This window comes from Kocuria salsicia (assembly GCF_007681555.1).
In the GTDB taxonomy this organism is placed as follows: Bacteria; Actinomycetota; Actinomycetes; order Actinomycetales; family Micrococcaceae; genus Kocuria; species Kocuria salsicia.
Genome location: NZ_VELE01000002.1, coordinates 267,474 through 288,913 on the forward strand (window position 1 = coordinate 267,474; position 21,440 = coordinate 288,913).

Here is a 21,440-nt window from a genome sequence, read left to right on the forward strand (position 1 = left end):
GTACGGTGACGGCCTTGCAGGGTGCTCCGGAGGGTGCTCCACGCGGGTGGCGCACCGGCGTCTCAGCGCGAGAGTCGCCGGATGTGTAGGATCGCCGCCACGGTCAGGCCGCTGACGACCACCGCGAAGGAGGCGAGGATCACCACGGGCAACGCACCGGTCTCGTTCAGGGGCTTCTGCGCCACGGGCGGGGTGGCCTCCTGCGTCACGTGCTCGGTGTCCCCCTCGTCCGCGCTCGCCGAGGCGCTCGCGCCGGGCGAGGCGGTGTGCGGCCGGTTCTGCTCGATCCAGTGCTGCACGCTGCCCAGCGGGTTCTCCTCGGTGGTCTCGACGTCGTCCTCCACCGCCGCGCGGACGTCCAGGATCCCATAGCCGTAGAACGGGTCCTTGCCCTTCTCCCCCGCGTCGTGGGCCGTCTTGACGATCCGTTGCGCGATCTGCGCACCCGTGAGCTCCGGGTGCCTCTGCTTGATGAGCGCCGCCGTCCCGGAGACCAGCGGAACGGTCGCGGAGGTCCCGGACCACTCGGCGTAGCCGTTGCCCGGCATCGCCCCCACCATGTCCTCGCTGGGCCCCGCCACCCCGATCGAGATGCCCTGGGAGGAGGAGTCCCAGCTGGCCTGACGCTGGCGGTCCACCCCGCCCACGGACAGCACGCCCGGGATCGTCGCGGGGGCACCCACCTGGGTCAGTCCGCTGCCCCTGTTGCCCGCGGCAGCCACCACCAGCACGTTCTTCTCCTCGGCGTACGCGAACGCGGAGTCCCAGGACTGCGGCCACGCGGTGGCGTTGGAGCCCACAGACATGTTGATGACGTCAGCGCCGTGGTCCACGGCCCACCGGACGGCGTCCGGGATCTGCTCGTTGACGTCCTTCACACCCGGCTGCTCGGCGCCCAGCCACATCGACACCGGGAGAATCTCGGCGTCCGGGGCGACCCCCAGGATGCCCTGCTGTTTCCCGGGGCCGCCCGAGCGGTCCTCCCCGTGGCCGTGGCCCGCCGCGAGGGAGGCCACCAGCGTGCCGTGCTCCGGCTCCTCGCCGAGGCCCTGCTGCCCGTCCGCCCGCCCCTTGCCGGAGACGTCCGTGCCCTCCCCCACGGAGCCCGTGAGGTCCTGGTGGGAGCCGTCCACACCGGTGTCGATCACGGCGATCTTCACGCCCTTGCCGGTCGCGGACTTCCACGCGTCCCGCACGCCGTAGTCGTCCAGCCAGTACTCGCGCTGCTGGATGTCCGAGCCCTCCACGGCGGCCTTGCCGTTGGTGGGAGCGGGGGCGATGGGCGACTCCACGGGCACCGACGGCGCCGGGGCGGGCACCGCGGGCTGCTGTCCGAGCGCGGGGACCGCCGTCATCCCGACGAGCAGCGCGCCCGCCGCAGTGGCCGCGAGCAGGGCCCGAGTCCTCGTGCGTCCGATCATGACCCCTCTGTTCTGCCTCGCGGTGCGGCGCACCGCGCCCGTTCGTGCTCGTGGTGGACCGGGGCCCGCGTCAGGAGACCAGGGACAGTGCGATGCCGTCCAAAATATCGTGCTCACTCGCCGTCACGGCGCTGACCCGCCCGTCAGTGGCGGCCGAGACGCGCTCGAGCACCCGACGCCACACGAGAGCCCCGGCACCGATCACGTCCACGCGGCCCTCGTGCATGAAACCGAGCGCGGCACGCTGGTCCCGGGTCATCTGCGTCAGCTCACGGCAGGCGCGCACGACATCCGGGATGGACAGCTCGGTGCCGTTGATCCGCTGCGGGTCGTACTCCGTGAGGCGAAGTGCTGCCGCGGTGACCGTGGTGACCGTCCCTGCCACGCCCACGATCTTGGTGGTCTGCTCCAGCGGCACGGTCCGGGCGACCACGTCCATGGCCTCGTCCACATCCCGCAGCGCGAGCTCCTGCTGGGCCGCGGTGGGAGGGTTGCCGCCCAGGTGACGCTCGGTGAGGCGCACACAGCCGATGTCCACACTCTTCGCGGCCAGCACCTCCGTGGGCGTGCCGAGCACGCACTCCGTCGAACCGCCACCCAGGTCCACCACGAGCACGCGGTCCCGCGAGTCCAGGGACGACGCCGCATTGAGGGCACCGCGGAAGGACAACGCCGCCTCCTCCTCACCACTCACGACCTCCGGCTCGACTCCCAGGCGGGAGCGGATGCCCGCCACGAAGACGTCCCGGTTGCCTGCGTCGCGGGTCGCGGACGTGGCCACGAAGCGCACGCGCTGCGCCCCGTGCTGCGCGATCAGCGCCGCGTATTCGTCCGCTGCGGCGAAGGTGCGCTCCAGCGCGGCCTCCGCGAGCCAGCCGGTGGCGTCCACGCCCTGTCCCAGCCGGACGATGCGCATCTCCCGCACCACGTCCGTGAGCGTGGACCGCGGCCCGTCGGTGGCATCCGCGATGAGCAGACGGATGGAGTTGGTACCGCAGTCGATGGCAGCGACGCGCATGGCAGCAAGGGTCCTCTGGTCGTGGGGTGGGGAGTCGGAGTCGCTCGGCGCGGGGGCCGCTCAGGCCTCGCGCCAAGCGGGGTCGCACGCGCAGCGCTGCGGCGTCCACGTGGCGGAGATGCTCTCCAGCGTCTCGTCCCCCAGGGGGTTCACCCCGGGGCCCGCGGCCAGGCTGTGTCCCACGAGCACGTGGAGGCACTTCACGCGGGTGGGCATCCCCCCGGCGGATATCCCCTCGATCTCGGGCACCTCGCCGGTGCCGGCGAGCTCCCCGATACGACGGCGCTGGGCCAGGTAGTGCTCGTGAGCCTCCCGGTAGCGCTCGGTGAGCTCGGGATCCTCGGCCACGCGCTCCGACATGGCGTACATGGCACCCTCCGCTTCCAGCCGGGAGACAGCCGCGGTCACCACGGGGTGGGTCAGGTAGAAGACCGTGGGGAAGGGTGTCCCGTTGCCCAGCCGGGGTGCGGTGGCGACGACGAGCGGGTTGCCGCACACGCAGCGCGCGGCAATCTCCACCACGTCCCGTGCGGGCCGTCCCAGCTGGTGGCCCACGACCGTGAGGTCCTGGTCCGTGACGGTGCGGTCCTGCTCTCGTGCGGCGTCGCTCACTTGTCGCTGCTCTCCTGGGGTCGTGGTTCGAGGGTGACGTCCTGCTGCGGGTAAGCGGAGTCGACGACCGATTGCCAGAGCCCGTCACCCCACGCGGGCTTGCCCGCCTCGACCTGCTCGGCGGAGGACTCCACGCCCTGGTGGACGTCCGGCTGGGCTCCGACCACCACGTAGGCGCTCTCCCCCGGCATCACGTAGGACATCCGCTCCCGGGCCTGCTGCTCCACGTAGGAGTCGTCCCCCCACAGCTGCTCCTCGCGCTTGAGCTGCTGCTGCTGGTCCTGCTCCTCGGCGATGCTGCTGCGCAGCTCGGAGATCTGCGTGTGCTGGTCGATAAAGATCTTGGCCGTGGGCGCGGCCAGGAAGACGATGAGGGTGGCCACCACGATCAGCGCCACCAGACGACCGTTGAACGAGTGCGCCGGGGTGGGCGCCGCGAGGGTGTGGGAACCGCCGGGAGGTGCCGGAGTCTCGTCGCCATCGTCGCGCAGGGATCCCGGCCGGGGAATCCGCGGGCCTGGACCGACCATGCGGTCACCTCCGGGGGAAGACGTGGTGGGGCTCTTCGTGCTGGCCCAGTCTACCCGCAGCGCAGCGCCGCCCGGTCCCCTGGGAACGTGGACCGGGCGGCGCGTCGGTGGGCACCGGCAACGTCACGGGTGCGACGCCGCTGCGCGGCTCACTTCGCGGTGAAGCGCGGGAAGGCGGAGGCGCCCGCGTAGGTGGCGGACTCGCCCAGCTCCTCCTCGATGCGCAGCAGCTGGTTGTACTTGGCCACGCGCTCGGACCGGGCGGGAGCGCCGGTCTTGATCTGCCCCGCGTTCACGGCCACGGCGATGTCCGCGATGGTCGTGTCCTCGGTCTCGCCCGAGCGGTGGGAGATCATGCAACGATAGCCGTTGCGCTGGGCCAGCTCCACGGCGTCGAACGTCTCGGTGAGCGAGCCAATCTGGTTGACCTTCACGAGCAGGGCGTTGGCCACGTGCTCGTCGATGCCGCGGGCCAGGCGCTCGGGGTTGGTCACGAAGAGGTCGTCGCCCACGAGCTGGACCTTCTCTCCGATGTGCTCGGTCAGGGTGGCCCAGCCCTCCCAGTCGTTCTCGTCCAGGGGGTCCTCGATGGAGACCAGCGGGTACTTCTCGACGAGGTCCGCGTAGTACGCTGACATCTGCTCGGCCGAGCGCTTCTGGCCCTCGAAGGAGTAGGAGCCCTTCTCGAAGAACTCGGAGGACGCCACGTCCAGCGCGAGCGCAATGTCCTTGCCCGGCGTGTAGCCAGCCTTCGTGACGGCCTCGAGGATCAGATCCAGCGCGGCGGCGTTGGACTCGAGGTTCGGTGCGAAGCCGCCCTCGTCGCCCAGACCGGTGGACAGGCCGCGGTCCTTCAGCACGGACTTGAGGCTGTGGTAGACCTCCACGCCCCAGCGCAGTGCCTCGGAGAACGTGGGCGCGCCGAGCGGCGCAATCATGAACTCCTGGATGTCCACGTTGGAGTCCGCGTGGGAGCCGCCGTTGAGGATGTTCATCATGGGCACGGGCAGCACGTGGGCGTTGGGGCCGCCCAGGTACTTGTAGAGCTCGAGGTCGGCGGAACTCGCGGCCGCACGGGCAATGGCCATGGAGGCGCCCAGGATCGCATTGGCGCCCAGCTTGGCCTTGTTGTCCGTGCCGTCGAGCTCCAGCATGGCCTGATCCACGGCCCGCTGGTCCGAGGCGTCCAGGCCCACGACCGCCTGCTCCAGCTCCTCGTCCACGGCGTGGACGGCGTTCAGCACGCCCTTGCCCTGGTAGACCTTCTTGTCTCCGTCACGGCGTTCGACGGCTTCGAACTCGCCGGTCGAGGCACCGGACGGAACGGCCGCGCGTCCGAAGCTGCCGTCCTCGAGCAACGCCTCCACCTCGACCGTGGGGTTGCCGCGGGAATCCAGGATCTGGCGTGCTTGCAGCGCAATGATCATTGCCATGAAAATCTCCTTGTCGGTCGTCGACCCGTGGGACGGTCTGCGCCCCACCCTCCAGCCTACCGAGGGCACCGGGTCAGTGCGATCCGGCGGGGCCACCGGTTCTCGGCCCGCCTTCTCAGCGAGCCACGGGCCCGTCGTTCTCGCGCACGAAGCGCCGCACCGCCTGGCGCAGCGCGCGCTCGGCGTCGAGCCCGCGCGCCGAGCTCGACTCCAGCAGCGCGAGCAGGTGGTCTCCGAGTTCGCGCTCCCCCGCCTCCCGTTCCTCGGCGGTCGGCTCGGCCTGCGCGACGGCCACACCGGCGACGGCGTGGCGCCTCGCCTTGGAGAATGCCTTCTCGCCGTAGGCCAGCGCGGGCAGCGCCGGCGGGATGCCGTCGAAGATCCGGGTGCGGTGGGGCTTCTCGTCCCGCTTCACGGCGTCCCAGCGCGCGGAGAGCTCCGCGCTGTCGGGCGCTGCGGTGTTCGGGGTCGCGCTGTCCGGGGTGGCTCCGTCCGGAGTTGCAGTGCCCCGGGACGCGGTGCCCGCGCCGGTGGCGAACGACGCCGCAGCCGCGCCGTTCGCGGAGGACGTGGCCTCGACCGCGGACGACGTCGCCGCGTTGCCGGCCGCGGGCTGCCCCTCGGCGGCGTCGTTCCCCGGAAAGACGTGGGGGTGACGGCGGACGAGCTTGGCGGTCACCGCGTCGATCACGTCCGAGACGTCGAAGTGCTCCTCACCGGTGTGCTCCTGGCCGATCCGCGCGTGGAAGACCACCTGCAGCAGCACGTCCCCGAGCTCCTCGACGAGCTCGTCACGGCGCCGCCGGGAGGGTTCAAGCGTCTCGACCGCCTCGACGACCTCGTACGCCTCCTCCACGAGGTAGCGCAGCAGGGACTCGTGCGTCTGGGCGGCGTCCCACGGGCAGCCGCCCGGGGACCGCAGCCGGTCCATGACGGCGAGCAGCCGCTCGAACTCCTGCCCGGGTGCCGTCCCGTCCTCGCCGTTCACGCCCGCTCCTCCGTGACCTGCTCCTCGAGCCACAACTGGTACTTGCGGGGCACGAACGCCGCGCGAGCCGCGTTGCGCTGGACCACCACGACATCCTCGTCCGACCAACCCGCACTGGTGCGCAGCTGCTCGAGCTCGTGGCCGAGCGAGGTGTCGCTCATCAGCCGGTTGTCCGGGGAGATGGTGACCGCGAAACCGCGCCGCAGCAGCCGTGTGACCGGGTGCTCGGCAATGCCCTCGCCCCACGCGCTGCTCGCGCCGGTCTGCAGGTTGGAGCACGGGCAGACCTCCAGCGCGACCTGCCGGTCCCGGATCCAGGCCGCCAGCGGGGACGTGCCTTCCGGGTCCTCGTCCAGCAGCCGCACGCCGTGGCCCAGGCGCAGGGCGCGCCCCACCAGCAGGGCATCCGCCATGGACGCCGCGCCGTCCGCCTCGCCCGCGTGCAGCGTCACCGGGATCCGGTGCGCGGCCAGCAGGTCGAGGGCCTCGCGGTGGGCCGAGGCGGGGAAGCCCGCCTCGGGGCCAGCGAGGTCGAAGGCGACCACCGCTCCGGGCTCCGGCTCCCCGGGAACCCGGCCGGGCGACGTCGCCGTCGGGAGCTCCTGGGGCGTCAGCTGCTCGGCGGCCGCTCCCGCGGCGCCGCCGACGAGGGCATCCTCGCCGCGGACCCGGCGCACCACGAGCTCGGCGATCTCGGTGGAGCGCTCCAGGTGGCGCATCGCGCACAGGATCTGGACCACCGAGAGGTGGCCCCCGGCGGCGCGGACCTCCTCGACGCCCTCGGCCAGGCCCTGCTGCACGGCGTCCACCGCGGCGTCGAGCGTGAGCCCGCCCGCGACGTGCTGCTCCGGCGCCCACCGCACCTCGGCGTGGACGAGCCCGTCCGCCACGCAGGCCTGCGTGTACTCGCGGGCCACGCGGCGCAGGGCGTCCGCGGTCTGCATCACGGCCACCGTGTGCTCGAAGGTCTCCAGGTAGCGCACCAGGCTGCCGGAGTTCGCGCTGTCACGGAACCACCGGCCCAGGGACTCGGCGTCGGAGGCGGGCAGCTCGTGGCCCGCCTCGCGGGCGAGGTCGAGGACCGTGGCCGGGCGCACTCCCCCGTCCAGGTGGTCGTGCAGGCAGATCCGGGGACGTGGCCCGAGGGCCCCGCCCGCAGTGCGGACGGGGCCCTCGGGGGACTCTCGTGTGCTCATGCTCAGTAGTTCCAGTCCTGCAGCGCCTCGTTGACGTGCTGCGGGATGTTGGAGCCGGTGCGCGGGTACATCCGCAGCTCCTCCAGGTAGTTCTGCCCCGGCAGCCGCTGCTCGTAGCGCACGAATGCCTCCTCGTCCGAGTAGTCGAACGTGACCTCCGGGGGCAGGCCCGGCCGGAAGCGGAACATCATGGCCAGCGGTGCACCGGAGCCCTCCACGTAGGAGTCGTCCTTGAGCTCCTGGACCTTCAGCAGGTCCTCGGGCACCAGATCGAACGTGGGGCGCTGGTCCCAGAAGCCGTTCAGGCGCACGTGGGTCAGGGCGTCGTAGTACGTGCCGAGCGCGCGCACGCGGATCAGCACGGTGGAGACCTCGCGGGCCGTGCCCTCGGAGCCGAAGAGGTGCCGCTGCGCCTCGGCGAGGCGGGCGAGCACGTCCCCGGTGGTGAGGGTGAGGTTGCCCGGAGCCAGCGCGGACATGTCCACGCCCTGCTCCTGCGAGCCCCGGTAGGACGGGGACACGTCCGTGGCGGCCGCGAGCTGCGGCGCCCCTTCGGGGTCCTCGTCCGCGTCGGTCGCGGCACCCGGGACCAGCGGGTCGCTCGTCTCGGTGCCGAACGCCGACTCGTCCACGTGGGCGGGCAGGTCCTCGGAACCGGTGGCGGTGCTCTCCTCCGCGGCCGCCGTGGCGGTCGTCGGGAGCTTTTGCTCATCCAGTGCCACGCCCTGCTCGGGAATGTCCTGGCCGGAGAAGTTCGGCTCGGTGAGCTCCTCCCCCTCGGTGCTGGTCAGCGTCTGGGCGGTCCCGTCCGTGACCACCTCGTCCTGGGCGTCCACGGCGGGCGCGGTGAACGGGTCCTCGTCGGCCACGCCGGTCTCGGGCGCCACGTCCTCGGCGTCCCGGCCGTCCTGGGCGTCGAGGCCCTCGGCGCGGGCGGCGTCAGCGGCCGCGGCGTCCTCGGCCAGGGGGTCCCCTGCCGTGGTGTCCTGCGCGGTCGGTGCGTTCGTGACCAGCGGTGCCGGGTGCTCGCCGGCCGCCACGACGTCGCCGTCCTCGGCGGGCTGGGCCACACCGTCGTCGACCACGCGCACGGCGTCGTCCTGGCGGCCGAGCTCGGCCTCGCCCTGCGTCGCGGAATCCGCACCGTCGGCGCGGTCCGTGGACGTGACGTCGTGCCGGGCGTCCTCGGGGAGGCCACCGGTGGGTTCCTCGGCGACGCCGCCCTGGGAGGCGTGGTCTACCACGTCGCGATGCGCGCCGGCGTCCGCACCGGGACCCGCGATGGCGCCGTGGCTGACGGCACCGTGGCTGTAGCGCTCCACGCGGGACTCGCCGTTGGGGAAGTCGTAGGACACCGTGATCTCACGCCGGCCCTCGTTCGGGGCGGACGCCGCGATGTCCAGCTGCCGCCACGGGCCCACGGGGGTGCTCATGGCCTGGGTGTAGAGGTCCGCGACGTCGTCGAACAGCGGCGAACCCTGGTCCACCGTGCCGTTCTCCACCTCGTCCTGCGCCTCACCGACGGCCTGCCGGGTCTGGTGCGTCATGATGTTGCCGGACTGCACGAGCGTGAGCCGTGCGCGGTCCGCGCCGCGGGAGAGCAGCAGCTCCACGAGGTTGCGCAGTGCACCGCTCTCGGGCAGGGGCGCCGCCTGGGTCTCGGGCCGACGCCGGGTGCTCTCCTGCTTCGCAGCGGCCGACTCGGGGGCGTTCGGCTGCGCAGGCCGCTCCACCGCGGGGAGGGTCGGCTGCGGGCCGGGCGACGGCTGCGGGGCCGGGTTGGTGTTCTTGTTGCCGCGGAACAAATCTCTCAAACCCACGTGATCGTTTCCCTTCAGAGCCTGGCGTGGTTTCTCGTCCAAAGTATATGCGGGGCGTCCCTGGCGGAGCCTGGACCCGTGACACCGGGAGTCCCCGCGCGCACCGCCGTGGCCCGCGCCGAAGCCTCGTCCGCCGCGTCCCCGTGTCCATCCTGCTCGCGCAGCTCGGAGCCCATGGCCCAAGGAGACGGGCGGGGCAGGGATCGATGGCGGCCCGGCAGGACCGTCAGAGGTTCTGCGGCCCGAACGCGTCCGGCAGCACCTCGTCCATGGAGCGGACACCGCTGACGGTGAGTAGCTGCATGTCCTGCGCGCGGTGCTCGTAGAGCAGCTGGCGGCAGCGCCCGCAGGGCATCAGGACGTCCCCGTTGCCGTCCACGCACACGAACGCCACGAGGGACCCGCCACCTGACATGTGCAGCGCGCTCACCAGCGAGCACTCGGCGCACAGGGTCACTCCGTAGGAGGCGTTCTCGATGTTGGCCCCGGTCACCACCCTCCCGTCGGAGACGAGCGCAGCCGCTCCCACGGGGAAGTTCGAGTAGGGCGAGTAGGAGTGGGCGAGGGCCTCGGTGGCCGCGCGCTGCAGCTCCTGCCAGGTGGTCCCGTCCACGGGTGCGTGGGCGTGTGCGTCCTGCATGGGTGCTCCTGTCTCGTGGCCGCCGTGAGCAGGCGGCATCGTCATTCCTTGGTGTAGGGCTCTCCGGAAGCCGCGGGTCCTCGCGAGCGGCCCACGAGCCCGGCGACGGCGAGGATCGTGACCACGTACGGCAGCATGGCCAGGAACTGGCTGGGGACCGGCGTCCCGAGGAACGAGAGGATGGACTCCAGGTTTGACGCGAAGCCGAACAGCAGGGACGCCAGCAGCGCACCCACGGGGTTCCAGCGCCCGAAGATCAGTGCGGCCAGCGCGATGTACCCGGCACCGGCGGTCATGTCCCGGGTGAACGCCGAGACCGAGACGAGCGTGTAGAACGCGCCGCCGATGCCTGCCACCGCGCCGCCCAGCAGCACGTTGCGCACGCGCAGCGCGTTGACGGACACGCCCAGGGTGTCCGCGGCCTTGGGGTGCTCCCCCACGGCGCGGGTGCGCAGCCCCCAGCGGGTGCGGTAGAGCGCAAACCACACCACGGCCACCGCGAGGTACATGAGGTAGCCGATCACCGACTGGTCAAAGAGCACCGGGCCGATCACGGGGATCTCTGCGAGCAGCGGGATCCGCACGAGTGGCAGCCGCTCGGGAGCGTTGAACACCGCGGCGTTGGGCTCCAGCACGGTGGCGAAAAGGAAGCCGGTCAAGCCCGAGACCAGCACGTTGAGCACCACGCCCACGATCACCTGGTTCACCCGGAAGCGGATCGCGAACAGTGCCAGCACGGCGGAGACCAGCACGGAGCCGAGCACCGCCGCGAGCAGGCCCACCCACGCGCTTCCGGCCAGGGTGCCCGCGACCGCCGCGGCGAACGCGCCGAACAGCAGCTGCGCCTCGATCGCAATGTTCACCACCCCGGAGCGCTCGCACAGCAGCCCGCCCAGCGACCCGAAGACCAGCGGGGTGGCCAGCGCCACCGAGCCCGCGAGCAGCGCCGTCACCGAGAGGCTGGGAGTGCGCGCGGTGGCCACGACCCACACGAGGAAGCCGGTCACGAACAGGAACCCTGCCAGCACGGCAGCCCAGCGTGGCAGTTTCCGGGCCCGGACGGCGGCCCAGACCGCGAGCGCCGCGAGCGCGACAGCCACGAACCACCCCCAGGGCGCGGAGGGCACGCAGAGATCGGGCAGCCGGACGGCGTCGTCGTCCTCGGAGAGGCGGAACTGCACCGCCTGCCCGGAGGCGCCCAGCGCAAAGACCAGCAGGGCGAGCAGCGCGAGGACGCCCAAGCCGAGAGCGGGCCGCAGGGTCCGCACACCCACCGCGCGGTTGGCGGCCGCGGTGGCGAGTTCGGTCTCCGGAACCGTGTCCCGACGCTGCGGTCGGGGAGCCGGGGTGGTGAGGGCGGAGCTCACGCGGCAACCTCCTGGATGCGGCGACGGCGGGTGGCGAGCGTGAGCAGCGGCGGCAGTGCCACGAACAGCACGATGAGGGACTGCACGACGAGCACGATGTCGATGTTCGTGCCCGTCATCGACTGCATGGTCACACCCCCGGCGCGGAACGCCCCGTAGAGGATGCCTGCGAAGAACGTGCCCCACGGCGTGGAGCGCCCGAGCAGCGCCACGGTGATGGCGTCGAAGCCGAAGGACGCCGCGACCCCGGAGGTCAGCGAGTGCTCCGTCCCGGAGATCTGGGCCGTGCCCGCGAGTCCGGCGAGCATTCCGGCGAGCAGCATCACGACGACGAAGCCGCGCGTCACCGAGATCCCCGCGGTCCGCGCGGCGCGCGGGTTGGCTCCTACCGCGCGCAGCTCAAAACCCACCGTGGAGCGGTTGAGCAGCCATGCGACGGCCACCGTGGCGAGCACGGCCACCACGAAGCCCCAGTGCAGCCGAAAGTGCTCCCCCAGCAGCTTGGGGAACATCGCATTCTCGTCCACGGCCGGGCTGATGGGGTTCGAGGAGCCCTCGCGCTGGAAGCCCGGCAGCGTGAGCAGCCACGCGACCAGGTTCAGTGCCACGTAGTTGAGCATGATGGTGAGGATGACCTCGTGCGCGCCGGTCCTGGCCTTGAGGAGGCCGACGATGCCTCCCCACACCGCGCCGCCCAGCGCGCCCGCAGCGAGCACGGCCAGCAGGTGCACGCCGGCGGGCAGGTGCCACGAGAACCCGACCCAGGCCGCGAGGGTGGCCCCCACGAGGATCTGTCCCTGGGCACCGATGTTGAACAGCCCCGCCCGGAACGCGAGTGCCACGCCCAGGCCCGCAAGGATCAGGGGTGTGGCCACGGTCAGGGTCTCGGTGAGGGGGTAGAGCTTTCCCGAGAGTCCCGCGCCGGACGGGTTGTAGACGGCCCCGTGGAACATCGCCACGTACGCGCTGGACGCCGCTCGCCACATCGCGGCGAACGTGTCCCCCGGGCGGGCAAAGAAGTACCCGGCGGTGTGGCGGACCTTCTCGTCCGTGACGGCGACCAGCAGCCCGCCCAGCAGCAGGGCGGTGACCACGGCGAGCACGGACTGCAGCGTGGAGCCCAGCAGCGTCCTGCGCTGCCCGTCCGCGGAGAGCTCGGTAGGTGGTGGCGCGGAGACCTGCTCCGTGGGTGCCGGTGCGGTGGAGGCGCTCATGCGGTGGGGTTCCCCTCGGGTCGGTCGGTCGCCGCGGATCTGGGTCGCGCGGCGTCGGCACTGCGGACAACCGCGCCGTTGTCCTGCTCGCTCGGCGAGGGCTGCTGCGAGTAATCCCATGGCACGGGCGGCACCACCGCCACCGCGGGCTCGCCCGCCATCATCCGGCCCAGTGCCTCGCGCGGGGTGTCCGGGCCCACGATGCCCATGAGACGGCCGTGGAAGAGGACGGCGATCCGGTCTGCGAGGGCGTAGACCTCGTCCAGCTCGGTGGACACGATCAGCACGGCGGTGCCGGTGTCGCGCTCGGCCACGATCCGGCGGTGGATGAACTCGATCGAACCCACGTCCACGCCACGGGTGGGCTGGGAGGCCACGAACAGACTGAGCGGGCGCCCGAGCTCGCGGGCGATGACCACCTTCTGCTGGTTGCCCCCGGACAGCGTGGCCACTGCGGAGTCAACCGAGCCGGTGCGGATGTCGTACTCGACCACCTGTGCGCCGGCGTGATCCGTGATCGCTCCGAGACGCAGGGACGGACCCCGGGAGAACTCCCGGTCCAGGTACCTGTCGAGCACGAGGTTCTCGGCCACGGAGAAGGTCCCCACGAGACCGTCCGTGGACCGGTCCTCCGGCACGAAGCCCACGCCGAACCCGAGCACCTCCCGTGTGCCGAGCCCCACGAGCTCCCTTCCCTCCAGCCGCGCTGAACCGCTCACCCGCTCCTCGAGACCCACGAGCGCCTGCGTCAGCTCGGTCTGCCCGTTGCCCTGCACGCCGGCCACCGCCAGGATCTCGCCGGGTGCGACGTCGAGGTCCACACCGTCCAGCAGCACGACGCCGTTGTCCCCCACCACGGTGAGGCCGCGCACCTCCAGTGCGGCGCCGCCGCCCCGGGCGGGCTTCTTGGCCACGGTCAGGCTGACGTCCCGGCCCACCATCAGGGCGGCGAGCTCGTCCGTGGAGGTCTCCGGGCCCACCTGCGCGACCACGCGGCCGCGACGGATCACGGTGATCACGTCCGAGACGGCGCGCACCTCCCGCAGCTTGTGGGAGATGAAGACGATCGAGGTGCCGCTCTCCCGCAGCTGGCGCATGATCTCGAGCAGCTCGTCCGTCTCGCGCGGGGTCAGCACGGCGGTGGGCTCGTCCAGGATCAGCACCTCGGCGTCGCGCACCAGCGCTTTGATGATCTCCACGCGTTGCTGGACACCCACCGGCAAGTCCTCCACCACGGCATCGGGGTCCACCGCGAAGCCGTAGCGCTCGGAGATCTCCCGGATCCTGGCCCGTGTGCTCTCCAGGTCCAGGGACGCCCCGCGGGTGCTCTCGTGGCCCAGCGCCACGTTCTCGGCCACGGTGAACACCGGGACCAGCATGAAGTGCTGGTGCACCATGCCGATCCCAGCCGCCATGGCATCCCCGGGGCCGCTGAAGCGGACGGGTTCGCCGTCGATCTCGACGGCCCCGGACGTGGGCTCGTACAGCCCGTAGAGGACGTTCATGAGGGTGGACTTGCCCGCGCCGTTCTCACCGAGAAGGCAGTGGATCTGGTGGGGTTCCACCGTGAGGCTCACCCGGTCGTTGGCGGTGAAGTCACCGAACTTCTTGGTGACCTCGTTCAGTGTCAGCTGCACGTGTCGGCTCCTGCCGGGAGTGATCGGTCAGGACTTCGGCGCGCTCTTGGACTCGACCGTGACCTTGCCGTCGATGACGTCCTGCTTCAGCTGCTGGACCTGCTTGTCGAGGTCCTCGCCCACCGCGTCCTCCTGGTCGTGGTAGGGAGCCAGGCCCACGCCGCCGTTCTCCAGCGTGCCCACGTACTGGGTGTGGTCAAAGGTGCCGTCCGCCGCCTGCGTCACGACATCCTCCACAGACTTCGACATCTCCTTGAGCACCGACGTCAGCACGTACTCCTTGCCGGAATCCAGGGACTCGTAGCCGTCGGTGTCCGGCCAGATCAGGCGCACCTCGTCGCCGCCCTTGTTCGCCTCGGACACCGCGTCCACCGTTCCCTGCGCAGCCTGTCCGGCCACGGGCAGCACCACGTCCGCGCCGTCCCCGATGAGGTTCTGAGTGACGGTCTTCGCCTTGGACGAGTCCTGGAAGGAGCTCAGGAACGTGCCGTTCTGCGAGTCCTTGTTCCAGCCCAGGACCTTGACGTCCTTCTTGTTCTTCTCGTTGTAGTACTTCACGCCGTCCGCGAAGCCGTCCATGAACACAGTCACGGTGGGGATGTCCATGCCCCCGTACGTGGCCACCTTGCCGGTCTGCGTGGTCCCCGCGGCCAGGTACCCGGCCAGGAACGCGGCCTCGGCGGTGTTGTAGACGATGGGCTTGACGTTGTCCGCCGTGATCGAGTTGTCGTCCACGATTGCGAAGTGCTTGTCCGGGTTCGCGGCGGCAACCTTCTTGGTGGTGTCCGCGAGCAGGAAGCCCACGGAGACCGTCAGGTTGCAGCCCTGCTGCGTCATGGAGGTGAGATTGGGCTCGAACTCCGTCTCGGACTGGGACTCCGCCTGGCTGACCTGGATTCCCTTGTGCTCCTCAGCTGCCTTGAGGCCCTCGTAGGAACTCTGGTTGAAGGAGCGGTCCTGGAACCCGCCGTCGTCGGAGACGATGCAGCCCTTGAAGTCGGAGGCCTGCTGGCTGGACCCACCCGAGCTGTCCGGGGCGGAGCCGCAGCCGGCGAGGACCAGGCCGGTGACCCCGGCCAGTCCGAGCGCGCCGAGGGCGCGGAAACGTCGAGTGGTCATGGGGGTCCTCCGGTCGGTGGGGCTGGGGGACGCCGTGCGCTCGCGGGGCGGCGCAGGCGGCTCGTGAGTCTGCTCAGTGTAGCCCCGGAGAACCCCGTGAATGCCCTCACCCCGGGCGTGTCAAACCTCTGCGCCCTCCATGCCCTCCGGCGGCAGTGTCGCATCCGCGAGTTCGCGCACCCTCAGGCGCAGGGCCCGCAGCGCGGTGGAGGCCATGACCTGGACGCCGCAGCGGATGGCCTCCTCCTGGGGGGCGTAGTCGGACTGGTGCAGGTCGAAGGTGCGCCCACCCGGCTCGCGCGTGCCCAGGCGCATCATGGCGCCCGGCACGTGCTGCAGGAACCAGGCGAAGTCCTCCCCGCCCATGGACTGCTCGACCAGCAGGACGCTCTCCTCCCCCAGCTCGGCGCGGGCCGAGATCTCCAGCAGGGTGGTCTCGGTCTCCCCGTTGACCACCGGTGGGACGCCACGGATGTGCTCGAGGTCCACGTTCACCCCGTAGGGCGCGGCCACCTGTCCCACGACCTCGTCCAGCATCTCGCCCGCCCGGTACCACGCGTCCGCGTCCAGGCAGCGCATGGTCCCGGCCATGAAGCCGCTCATGGGGATCGCGTTGGGCGCCACGCCGGCGTGGATCTGCCCCCACACCACCGCCACCCCGGAGCGCACGTCCACACGGCGCGAGAGGACGGCCGGCACGTCGATCGCGATCTGGCTCATCGCGTAGACGAGGTCTTCGGTCAGGTGTGGACGGGAGGTGTGCCCGCCGCGCCCGGAGAGCTCGATCCGGATGGTGTCGGAGGCCGAGGTAATGGCGCCGATCCGGGTGCCCACGCTGCCCACGTCCACCTTGGGCTCGCAGTGCAGCGCGAACATCCGCGGCACCCCGGCCAGCACGTTCTGCTTGATGATGCTCAGCGCACCGCCGGGCAGCTTCTCCTCCGCGGGCTGGAAGACCACGCGGACGGTGCCGGCGAACGGCGAGGAGCGGTGCAGGTCCGCGAGCACACGGGCGACGCCGAGCATCACCGTGGTGTGGATGTCGTGGCCGCACGCGTGCATCACGCCCTCGTTGATCGAGGCGTAGTCCAGCCCCGTCTCCTCGAGGATGGGCAGGGCGTCGATGTCCGCCCGCAGCCCCACCATGACCGGACCACGGCCGATGTCCACGTAGCACCCCGTGCGCTCGAAGCGCACAGGGCGCAGCCCCGAGGCCTCCAGCGCGTGGACGATCCGCTCCGTGGTGCGGTACTCCTCGTAGGACAGCTCCGGGTGCCGGTGGATGTCGCGGCGGAAGCGGACCAGGTCCGGGAAGTAGTGCGAGAGCAAGGGTCCGATGGCGGGAGGCTGGCCGATGTCGTCGGCGTTCGGCAGTGGCAGATCCAACATGGCTCTCAGGTTACCGCCGGGGCTCTACCGCACGCGCCGCCACGCCCCGCGCCGTGGGGAACGGGTCACAGGACGTCCGTGTCCCCGTTGCGCTTGAGGGAGTCCACCGCGTTCTTCACGCGCTGGGCGTGCTCAGCCGTGGTGACCAGCAGGGCGTCGGGGGTGTCCACGACCACGATGTCGTCCACCCCGATCAGCGCGATCAGCCGGGCGGTGTCCGAGACGACGATGCCGGAGGACTCGTCCGCGAGCACCCGCTTGTTGCTGCCCAGGATCGAGACCTGGGAGTCCGTCTGCGGGTCCACCTTGTTCAGCCGGTTGATCGCCGCGAAGTCCCCCACGTCCTCCCACGTGAAGTCGCCGGGGACCATGGCCACGTCCCCGGCCGCCGCGGCGGGCTCGGCCACCGCGTAGTCGATCGCGGTCTTGGTGAGGGTGGGCCACACCTCGTCCACGACGGCGTCGCGCTCGGTGGTCTCCCACGCGTCCGCTATCCGGTCCAGGCCCTTCGCGAGCTCCGGCTCGCTGCGCCGCAGGTAGTCCAGCATCAGTCCCACGGGCGCGACGAACATCCCCGCGTTCCACGTGTAGCGCCCGCTGGCCACGTACTGCCGGGCGGTCTCCTCGTCCGGCTTCTCCACGAACTGCTCGACCGTGAGCGCGTGGGGGGCCTGCTCGAGGCCCAGGGAGCGCCCCGCCTTGATGTAGCCGAACCCGGTGGCAGGGGACGACGGCGTGATGCCGATCGTCACGATCCGCCCCGTGTCCGCGGCCTGGATGGCCTCGCGCACCACGTCCTGGAAGGCCTGCGCGGGCTCCACCACGTGGTCCGCGGCGAACGAGCCGATGATCGCGGTGGGGTCCCGCCGCTCGATGAGCGTGCACGCCAGGCCGATCGCCGCGGCGGAGTCCTTGGGGGAGGGCTCGAGCACGAGGTCGGTGGCGGAGAGCTCCGGGAGCTGCTCCTGCACCGCCCCCGCGTGCGAGCGTCCGGTGACCACCATCAGCGGGCCGGCGGACAGGCCCTCGAGCCGGTCGTAGGTGGCGCGCAGCAGCGACGAGCCGGAACCGGTGAGGTCCAGCAGGAACTTGGGCGCGTCCGCTCGGGAGAGCGGCCACAGCCGAGAGCCCACCCCGCCCGCGGGGATGAACGGATGGAATCGTTGCAATGGCGAAGTCACGACCGACAGTGTACGGGCCGCCCCCTCAGCAGCACCGGAACCCGGCTGTGTGACGCCCCGGGAGGGTGGCCCGGCAGCCAGTCGCGGGAACCCCTGCTCGATCCCGATTCGGACACGTCCGAGTGCCGTAATTCCCCGTCACGGCGCGGGTCACGCTTGCAGACACGTTGTCAGTCACCGTGCGCGGGGCTGGTATCTTTGCTGAGAACTACCGCATCATCCATGACAGAGCCAGCCAGGGCTCCGCCGTCGCCGTGCACGAGCGCGAGAACGCTGCCGCTTCCACCACTTTCAGTGCGCACGACGACGAGCGACACAGGGAGGACATTCCGTGGCGAACTCATCCAGGGGCACCCTTTACCGCGGCCAGTACGGCATGTGGTCCTGGGTTGCCCACCGAATCACCGGCGTGGCCATCTTCTTCTTCTTGTTGGTCCACGTCCTCGACACCGCCCTCGTGCGTGTCTCCCCCGAGGCCTACAACGCAGTGATGGCCACGTACAAGAACCCCGTAATGGGTCTGGGCGAGGCGGGCCTTGTGGCCGCCATCGTGTACCACGCCTTCAACGGCCTGCGCATCATCCTGATCGACTTCTGGAAGGGCGGGACCAAGAACCAGAAGGGCCTGCTCTGGGGCGTCATCGCCCTGTGGGTCATCGTGATGATCCCGTTCCTTATCCGTCACCTGTCGCACGTTTTCGGGGGTTGATACCGTGAGCACTCCTCTCAAGACCAAGATCCAGGTCCCTCGCAGCCGGGACCTCGAGGTCGACGGCGTGAAGTACAACCGCGCCAGCTCCTCCCGCAGCAGCTTCGAGATGTTCGCGTGGCTGTTCATGCGCATGTCCGGCGTCGTGCTCGTCGTCCTCGTCTTCGGCCACCTCTTTGTCAACCTCATGGTCGGTGAGGGCGTCCACGCCATCGACTTCGGCTTCGTGGGCGGCAAGTGGGCCAACCCGTTCTGGCAGGTGTGGGACCTCCTGCTGCTGTGGCTCGCCATGCTGCACGGCACCAACGGCATCCGCACGATCATCGACGACTACGCCGGGCGCAGCACCACGCGCTTCTGGCTCAAGGTGCTGCTCTTCGTGGCCTCCGCGTTCGTGATCCTTCTGGGCACCATGGTGATCTTCACCTTCGAGCCGTGCCCCGCCGGTGCGGACCCGTCCCTGCTGGCCTCCTTCTGCCCCGCACAGTGACCCGGTGACCGGTGGCGCCCCTCGCGGGGCCACCGGTCACGGTCGTCCCGGCCCGGTGCCGGGCCCCGCACTTCTCACCCTCACCCACGTAGAAAGAACATCTGGTATGCAGGTTCACAAGTACGATGTGGTAATCGTCGGCGCCGGTGGCGCCGGCATGCGTGCCGCCATTGAGTCCGGTCAGCGAGCGCGCACTGCCGTGCTAACCAAGCTCTACCCCACCCGTTCCCACACGGGTGCCGCTCAGGGCGGCATGTGCGCCGCCCTCGCCAACGTCGAGGAAGACAACTGGGAGTGGCACACGTTCGACACCGTCAAGGGTGGCGACTACCTGGTGGACCAGGACGCCGCGGAGGTCATGGCCAAGGAAGCCATCGACGCGGTGCTGGACCTGGAGCACATGGGACTGCCCTTCAACCGTACCCCCGAGGGCAAGATCGACCAGCGCCGTTTCGGCGGGCACACCCGTGACCACGGCAAGTCCCCGGTGCGCCGCGCCTGCTACGCCGCGGACCGCACGGGCCACATGATCCTGCAGACCCTGTACCAGACGTGCATCAAGCACAACGTGGAGTTCTACAACGAGTTCTACGTCCTGGACCTGATCATGGTGGACACCCCGGAGGGCCGCCGCCCCGCAGGCGTGGTCTCCTACGAACTCGCGACCGGCGAGCTGCACGTGTTCCAGGCCAAGTCCGTGGTCTTCGCCTCCGGCGGTGCCGGCAAGGTCTTCAAGACCACCTCCAATGCCCACACCCTCACGGGTGACGGCATGGCGATCGCGTTCCGCAACGGCCTGCCGCTGGAAGACATGGAGTTCGTGCAGTTCCACCCCACGGGCCTCGCTGGGCTCGGCATCCTCGTCTCCGAGGCGGCCCGCGGTGAGGGCGGCATCCTGCGCAACGCGGACGGCGAGCGCTTCATGGAGCGCTACGCCCCGACCATCAAGGATCTCGCCCCCCGGGACATCGTGGCGCGCTCCATGGCCAACGAGGTGCGCGAGGGCCGCGGCTGCGGCCCCAACAAGGACTACGTGCTGCTGGACCTCACGCACCTGGAGCCGGCGCACATCGACGCCAAGCTGCCGGACATCACGGAGTTCGCCCGCACCTACCTGGGCGTGGAGCCCTACACGGAGCCCGTCCCCGTGTTCCCGACCGCCCACTACTGCATGGGCGGGATCCCCACGGACATCAAGGGCGAGGTCTTCCAGGACTCCGAGACCACCGTTCCGGGCCTGTACGCGGCTGGTGAGGTGGCCTGCGTGTCTGTGCACGGCTCCAACCGCCTGGGCACCAACTCCCTGTTGGACATCAACGTGTTCGGCAAGCGCGCCGGCACCTTCGCTGCCGAGTACGCCCGCGATGCCGAGTTCCTGCCCGTCCCGGACGACGCCACCAAGCGCACCGAGGCGCTGCTCGACAACGCGCGCAGCCCGCACGGCAACGAGAAGGTGGCCGCGATCCGCAAGGACCTGCAGGACACCATGGACCTCAACATGCAGGTGTTCCGCACCGCGGAGACCATCCAGAAGGCCCTGGACGACATCGCGGCCCTCGAGGAGCGCTACGCCAGCATCTCGATCCAGGACCAGGGCAAGCGCTTCAACCTGGACCTGCTCGAAGCCGTGGAGCTGGGCTTCCTGCTCGAGCTCGCCAAGGTGATGTCCGTGGCGGCCCTGCACCGTGACGAGTCCCGCGGCGGCCACTTCCGCGAGGACTTCCCGAACCGGGACGACGAGAACTTCATGGTCCACTCGATGGTCTACGAGGACCCCTCCTCCCCCACCGCGGGGATCCGGCAGGAGACCAAGCCGGTGATCATGACCCGCTACGAGCCGATGGAGCGTAAGTACTGATGTCCACTGCAGTCACCGAGAACCAGAACAAGGACGCTCAGCAGCCCGCTGCCGAGGGCGAAGAGGCCATCCCCACGTACGACATCGTGCTCAAGGTGCGCCGCTACAACCCCGAGTTCGACTCCGAGGCGCACTGGGACGAGTGGCCACTGACCATGTACGGCACGGACCGTGTGCTGGACGCCCTGCACAAGGTCAAGTGGGAGCTGGACGGCTCGCTGTCCTTCCGCCGCTCGTGCGCGCACGGCGTGTGCGGTTCGGACGCCATGCGCATCAACGGCCGCAACCGTCTCGCGTGCAAGACCCTGCTCAAGGACCTGGACCTGTCCAAGCCCATCACGGTGGAGCCCATCAAGGGCCTGCCGTGCGAGAAGGACCTGATCGTGGACATGGAGCCGTTCTTCCAGTCCTACCGCGAGATCATGCCCTTCCTGGTGAACGAGGACCACACTCCCACTGGGGAGCGGTACCAGTCCCAGGAGGACCGTGCGCGCTTCGACGACACCACCAAGTGCATCCTGTGCGCGGCGTGCACGTCCTCGTGCCCCGTGTTCTGGACGGACGGCCAGTACTTCGGCCCCGCCGCGATTGTGAACGCGCACCGGTTCATCTTCGACTCGCGTGACCAGGCGGGTGACATGCGCCTGGAGATCCTCAACGACAAGGAGGGTGTGTGGCGCTGCCGCACCACCTTCAACTGCACCGAGGCGTGCCCCCGCGGCATCCAGGTGACCAAGGCCATCGCCGAGGTCAAGAAGGCGGTCTTCGCCTCCGCCCTGTGACGCCCCGCAGTGCCTGAGCGGCCCCGGAACTCCTCG

The 21,440-nt window shown here is 70.5% G+C and carries 19 protein-coding genes; 4 read left to right on the forward strand and 15 right to left on the reverse strand.

All coding sequences use genetic code 11. The annotated features are described in order from the left end of the window. Positions 1–62: 62 nt before the first annotated feature. From FS770_RS06005 to FS770_RS06070, 15 genes are all read right to left on the reverse strand, one after another. Positions 63–1,421: a S8 family serine peptidase gene (locus FS770_RS06005; RefSeq protein ID WP_126874768.1), complete on the reverse strand. Its 1,359-nt coding sequence runs from the start codon at positions 1,419–1,421 to the stop codon at positions 63–65. A gap of 70 nt (positions 1,422–1,491) precedes the next feature. Continuing rightward, complete coding sequence (locus FS770_RS14040; protein ID WP_126874767.1) at positions 1,492–2,439, reverse strand: Ppx/GppA phosphatase family protein; 948 nt, start codon at positions 2,437–2,439, stop codon at positions 1,492–1,494. Between the two features lie 60 nt (positions 2,440–2,499). Continuing rightward, positions 2,500–3,051: a DUF501 domain-containing protein gene (locus FS770_RS14045; RefSeq protein ID WP_126874766.1), complete on the reverse strand. Its 552-nt coding sequence runs from the start codon at positions 3,049–3,051 to the stop codon at positions 2,500–2,502. Then, positions 3,048–3,581 carry an FtsB family cell division protein gene (locus FS770_RS06015; protein WP_126874765.1) on the reverse strand — a complete coding sequence of 178 codons (534 nt, stop codon included), beginning with the start codon at positions 3,579–3,581 and terminating at the stop codon, positions 3,048–3,050. Before FS770_RS06015 ends, FS770_RS14045 begins: the two co-directional genes overlap by 4 nt. Before the next feature lie 149 nt (positions 3,582–3,730). Continuing rightward, on the reverse strand, positions 3,731–5,014 hold the full coding sequence (gene eno, locus FS770_RS06020; protein WP_145010611.1) for a phosphopyruvate hydratase: 1,284 nt from the start codon (positions 5,012–5,014) through the stop codon (positions 3,731–3,733). A gap of 115 nt (positions 5,015–5,129) precedes the next feature. Further along, entirely contained in the window at positions 5,130–6,002 is an 873-nt protein-coding gene (locus tag FS770_RS06025; RefSeq protein WP_414672716.1) for a MazG nucleotide pyrophosphohydrolase domain-containing protein, read from the reverse strand. Continuing rightward, entirely contained in the window at positions 5,999–7,198 is a 1,200-nt protein-coding gene (locus tag FS770_RS06030) for an adenosine deaminase family protein (RefSeq protein ID WP_145010614.1), read from the reverse strand. Before FS770_RS06030 ends, FS770_RS06025 begins: the two co-directional genes overlap by 4 nt. Before the next feature lie 2 nt (positions 7,199–7,200). Next, complete coding sequence (locus FS770_RS06035) at positions 7,201–9,018, reverse strand: hypothetical protein (RefSeq protein ID WP_145010617.1); 1,818 nt, start codon at positions 9,016–9,018, stop codon at positions 7,201–7,203. A 226-nt stretch (positions 9,019–9,244) separates the two neighbouring features. Then, positions 9,245–9,658 (reverse strand): cytidine deaminase, encoded by a 414-nt coding sequence (locus FS770_RS06040; protein ID WP_144830769.1) that lies wholly within the window; start codon positions 9,656–9,658, stop codon positions 9,245–9,247. Positions 9,659–9,699: 41 nt separating this feature from the next. Further along, a complete protein-coding gene (locus tag FS770_RS06045; RefSeq protein ID WP_186320775.1) occupies positions 9,700–11,025 on the reverse strand; it encodes an ABC transporter permease in 1,326 nt (441 codons plus the stop codon). Further along, positions 11,022–12,239, reverse strand: coding sequence for an ABC transporter permease (locus FS770_RS06050; protein WP_144830767.1), 1,218 nt, complete (start codon positions 12,237–12,239; stop codon positions 11,022–11,024). The genes FS770_RS06045 and FS770_RS06050 overlap by 4 nt, the downstream gene beginning before the upstream one ends. Next, positions 12,236–13,876 (reverse strand): ABC transporter ATP-binding protein, encoded by a 1,641-nt coding sequence (locus tag FS770_RS06055; protein WP_145010620.1) that lies wholly within the window; start codon positions 13,874–13,876, stop codon positions 12,236–12,238. Before FS770_RS06055 ends, FS770_RS06050 begins: the two co-directional genes overlap by 4 nt. Positions 13,877–13,903: 27 nt before the next feature. Continuing rightward, entirely contained in the window at positions 13,904–14,995 is a 1,092-nt protein-coding gene (locus FS770_RS06060; RefSeq protein ID WP_144830762.1) for a BMP family lipoprotein, read from the reverse strand. A gap of 120 nt (positions 14,996–15,115) precedes the next feature. Beyond that, complete coding sequence (locus FS770_RS06065) at positions 15,116–16,384, reverse strand: amidohydrolase (RefSeq protein ID WP_186366710.1); 1,269 nt, start codon at positions 16,382–16,384, stop codon at positions 15,116–15,118. A gap of 65 nt (positions 16,385–16,449) precedes the next feature. Continuing rightward, positions 16,450–17,565, reverse strand: a complete 1,116-nt coding sequence (locus FS770_RS06070) for a mannose-1-phosphate guanylyltransferase (protein ID WP_055083500.1) — start codon at positions 17,563–17,565, stop codon at positions 16,450–16,452. Positions 17,566–17,896: 331 nt separating this feature from the next. Between FS770_RS06070 and sdhC the strand changes: the two genes are divergently transcribed. The 4 genes from sdhC to FS770_RS06090 all read left to right on the forward strand — a co-directional run bounded on the left by sdhC (position 17,897) and on the right by FS770_RS06090 (position 21,404). Beyond that, positions 17,897–18,274, forward strand: a complete 378-nt coding sequence (gene sdhC, locus FS770_RS06075; RefSeq protein ID WP_083482375.1) for a succinate dehydrogenase, cytochrome b556 subunit — start codon at positions 17,897–17,899, stop codon at positions 18,272–18,274. A 4-nt stretch (positions 18,275–18,278) separates the two neighbouring features. Beyond that, positions 18,279–18,764, forward strand: coding sequence for a succinate dehydrogenase hydrophobic membrane anchor subunit (locus FS770_RS06080; RefSeq protein WP_055083498.1), 486 nt, complete (start codon positions 18,279–18,281; stop codon positions 18,762–18,764). Between the two features lie 106 nt (positions 18,765–18,870). Then, entirely contained in the window at positions 18,871–20,622 is a 1,752-nt protein-coding gene (gene sdhA, locus FS770_RS06085) for a succinate dehydrogenase flavoprotein subunit (RefSeq protein ID WP_126874918.1), read from the forward strand. Beyond that, positions 20,622–21,404 (forward strand): succinate dehydrogenase iron-sulfur subunit, encoded by a 783-nt coding sequence (locus FS770_RS06090; protein WP_126874919.1) that lies wholly within the window; start codon positions 20,622–20,624, stop codon positions 21,402–21,404. The genes sdhA and FS770_RS06090 overlap by 1 nt, the downstream gene beginning before the upstream one ends. The last annotated feature ends 36 nt before the right edge of the window (positions 21,405–21,440 follow it).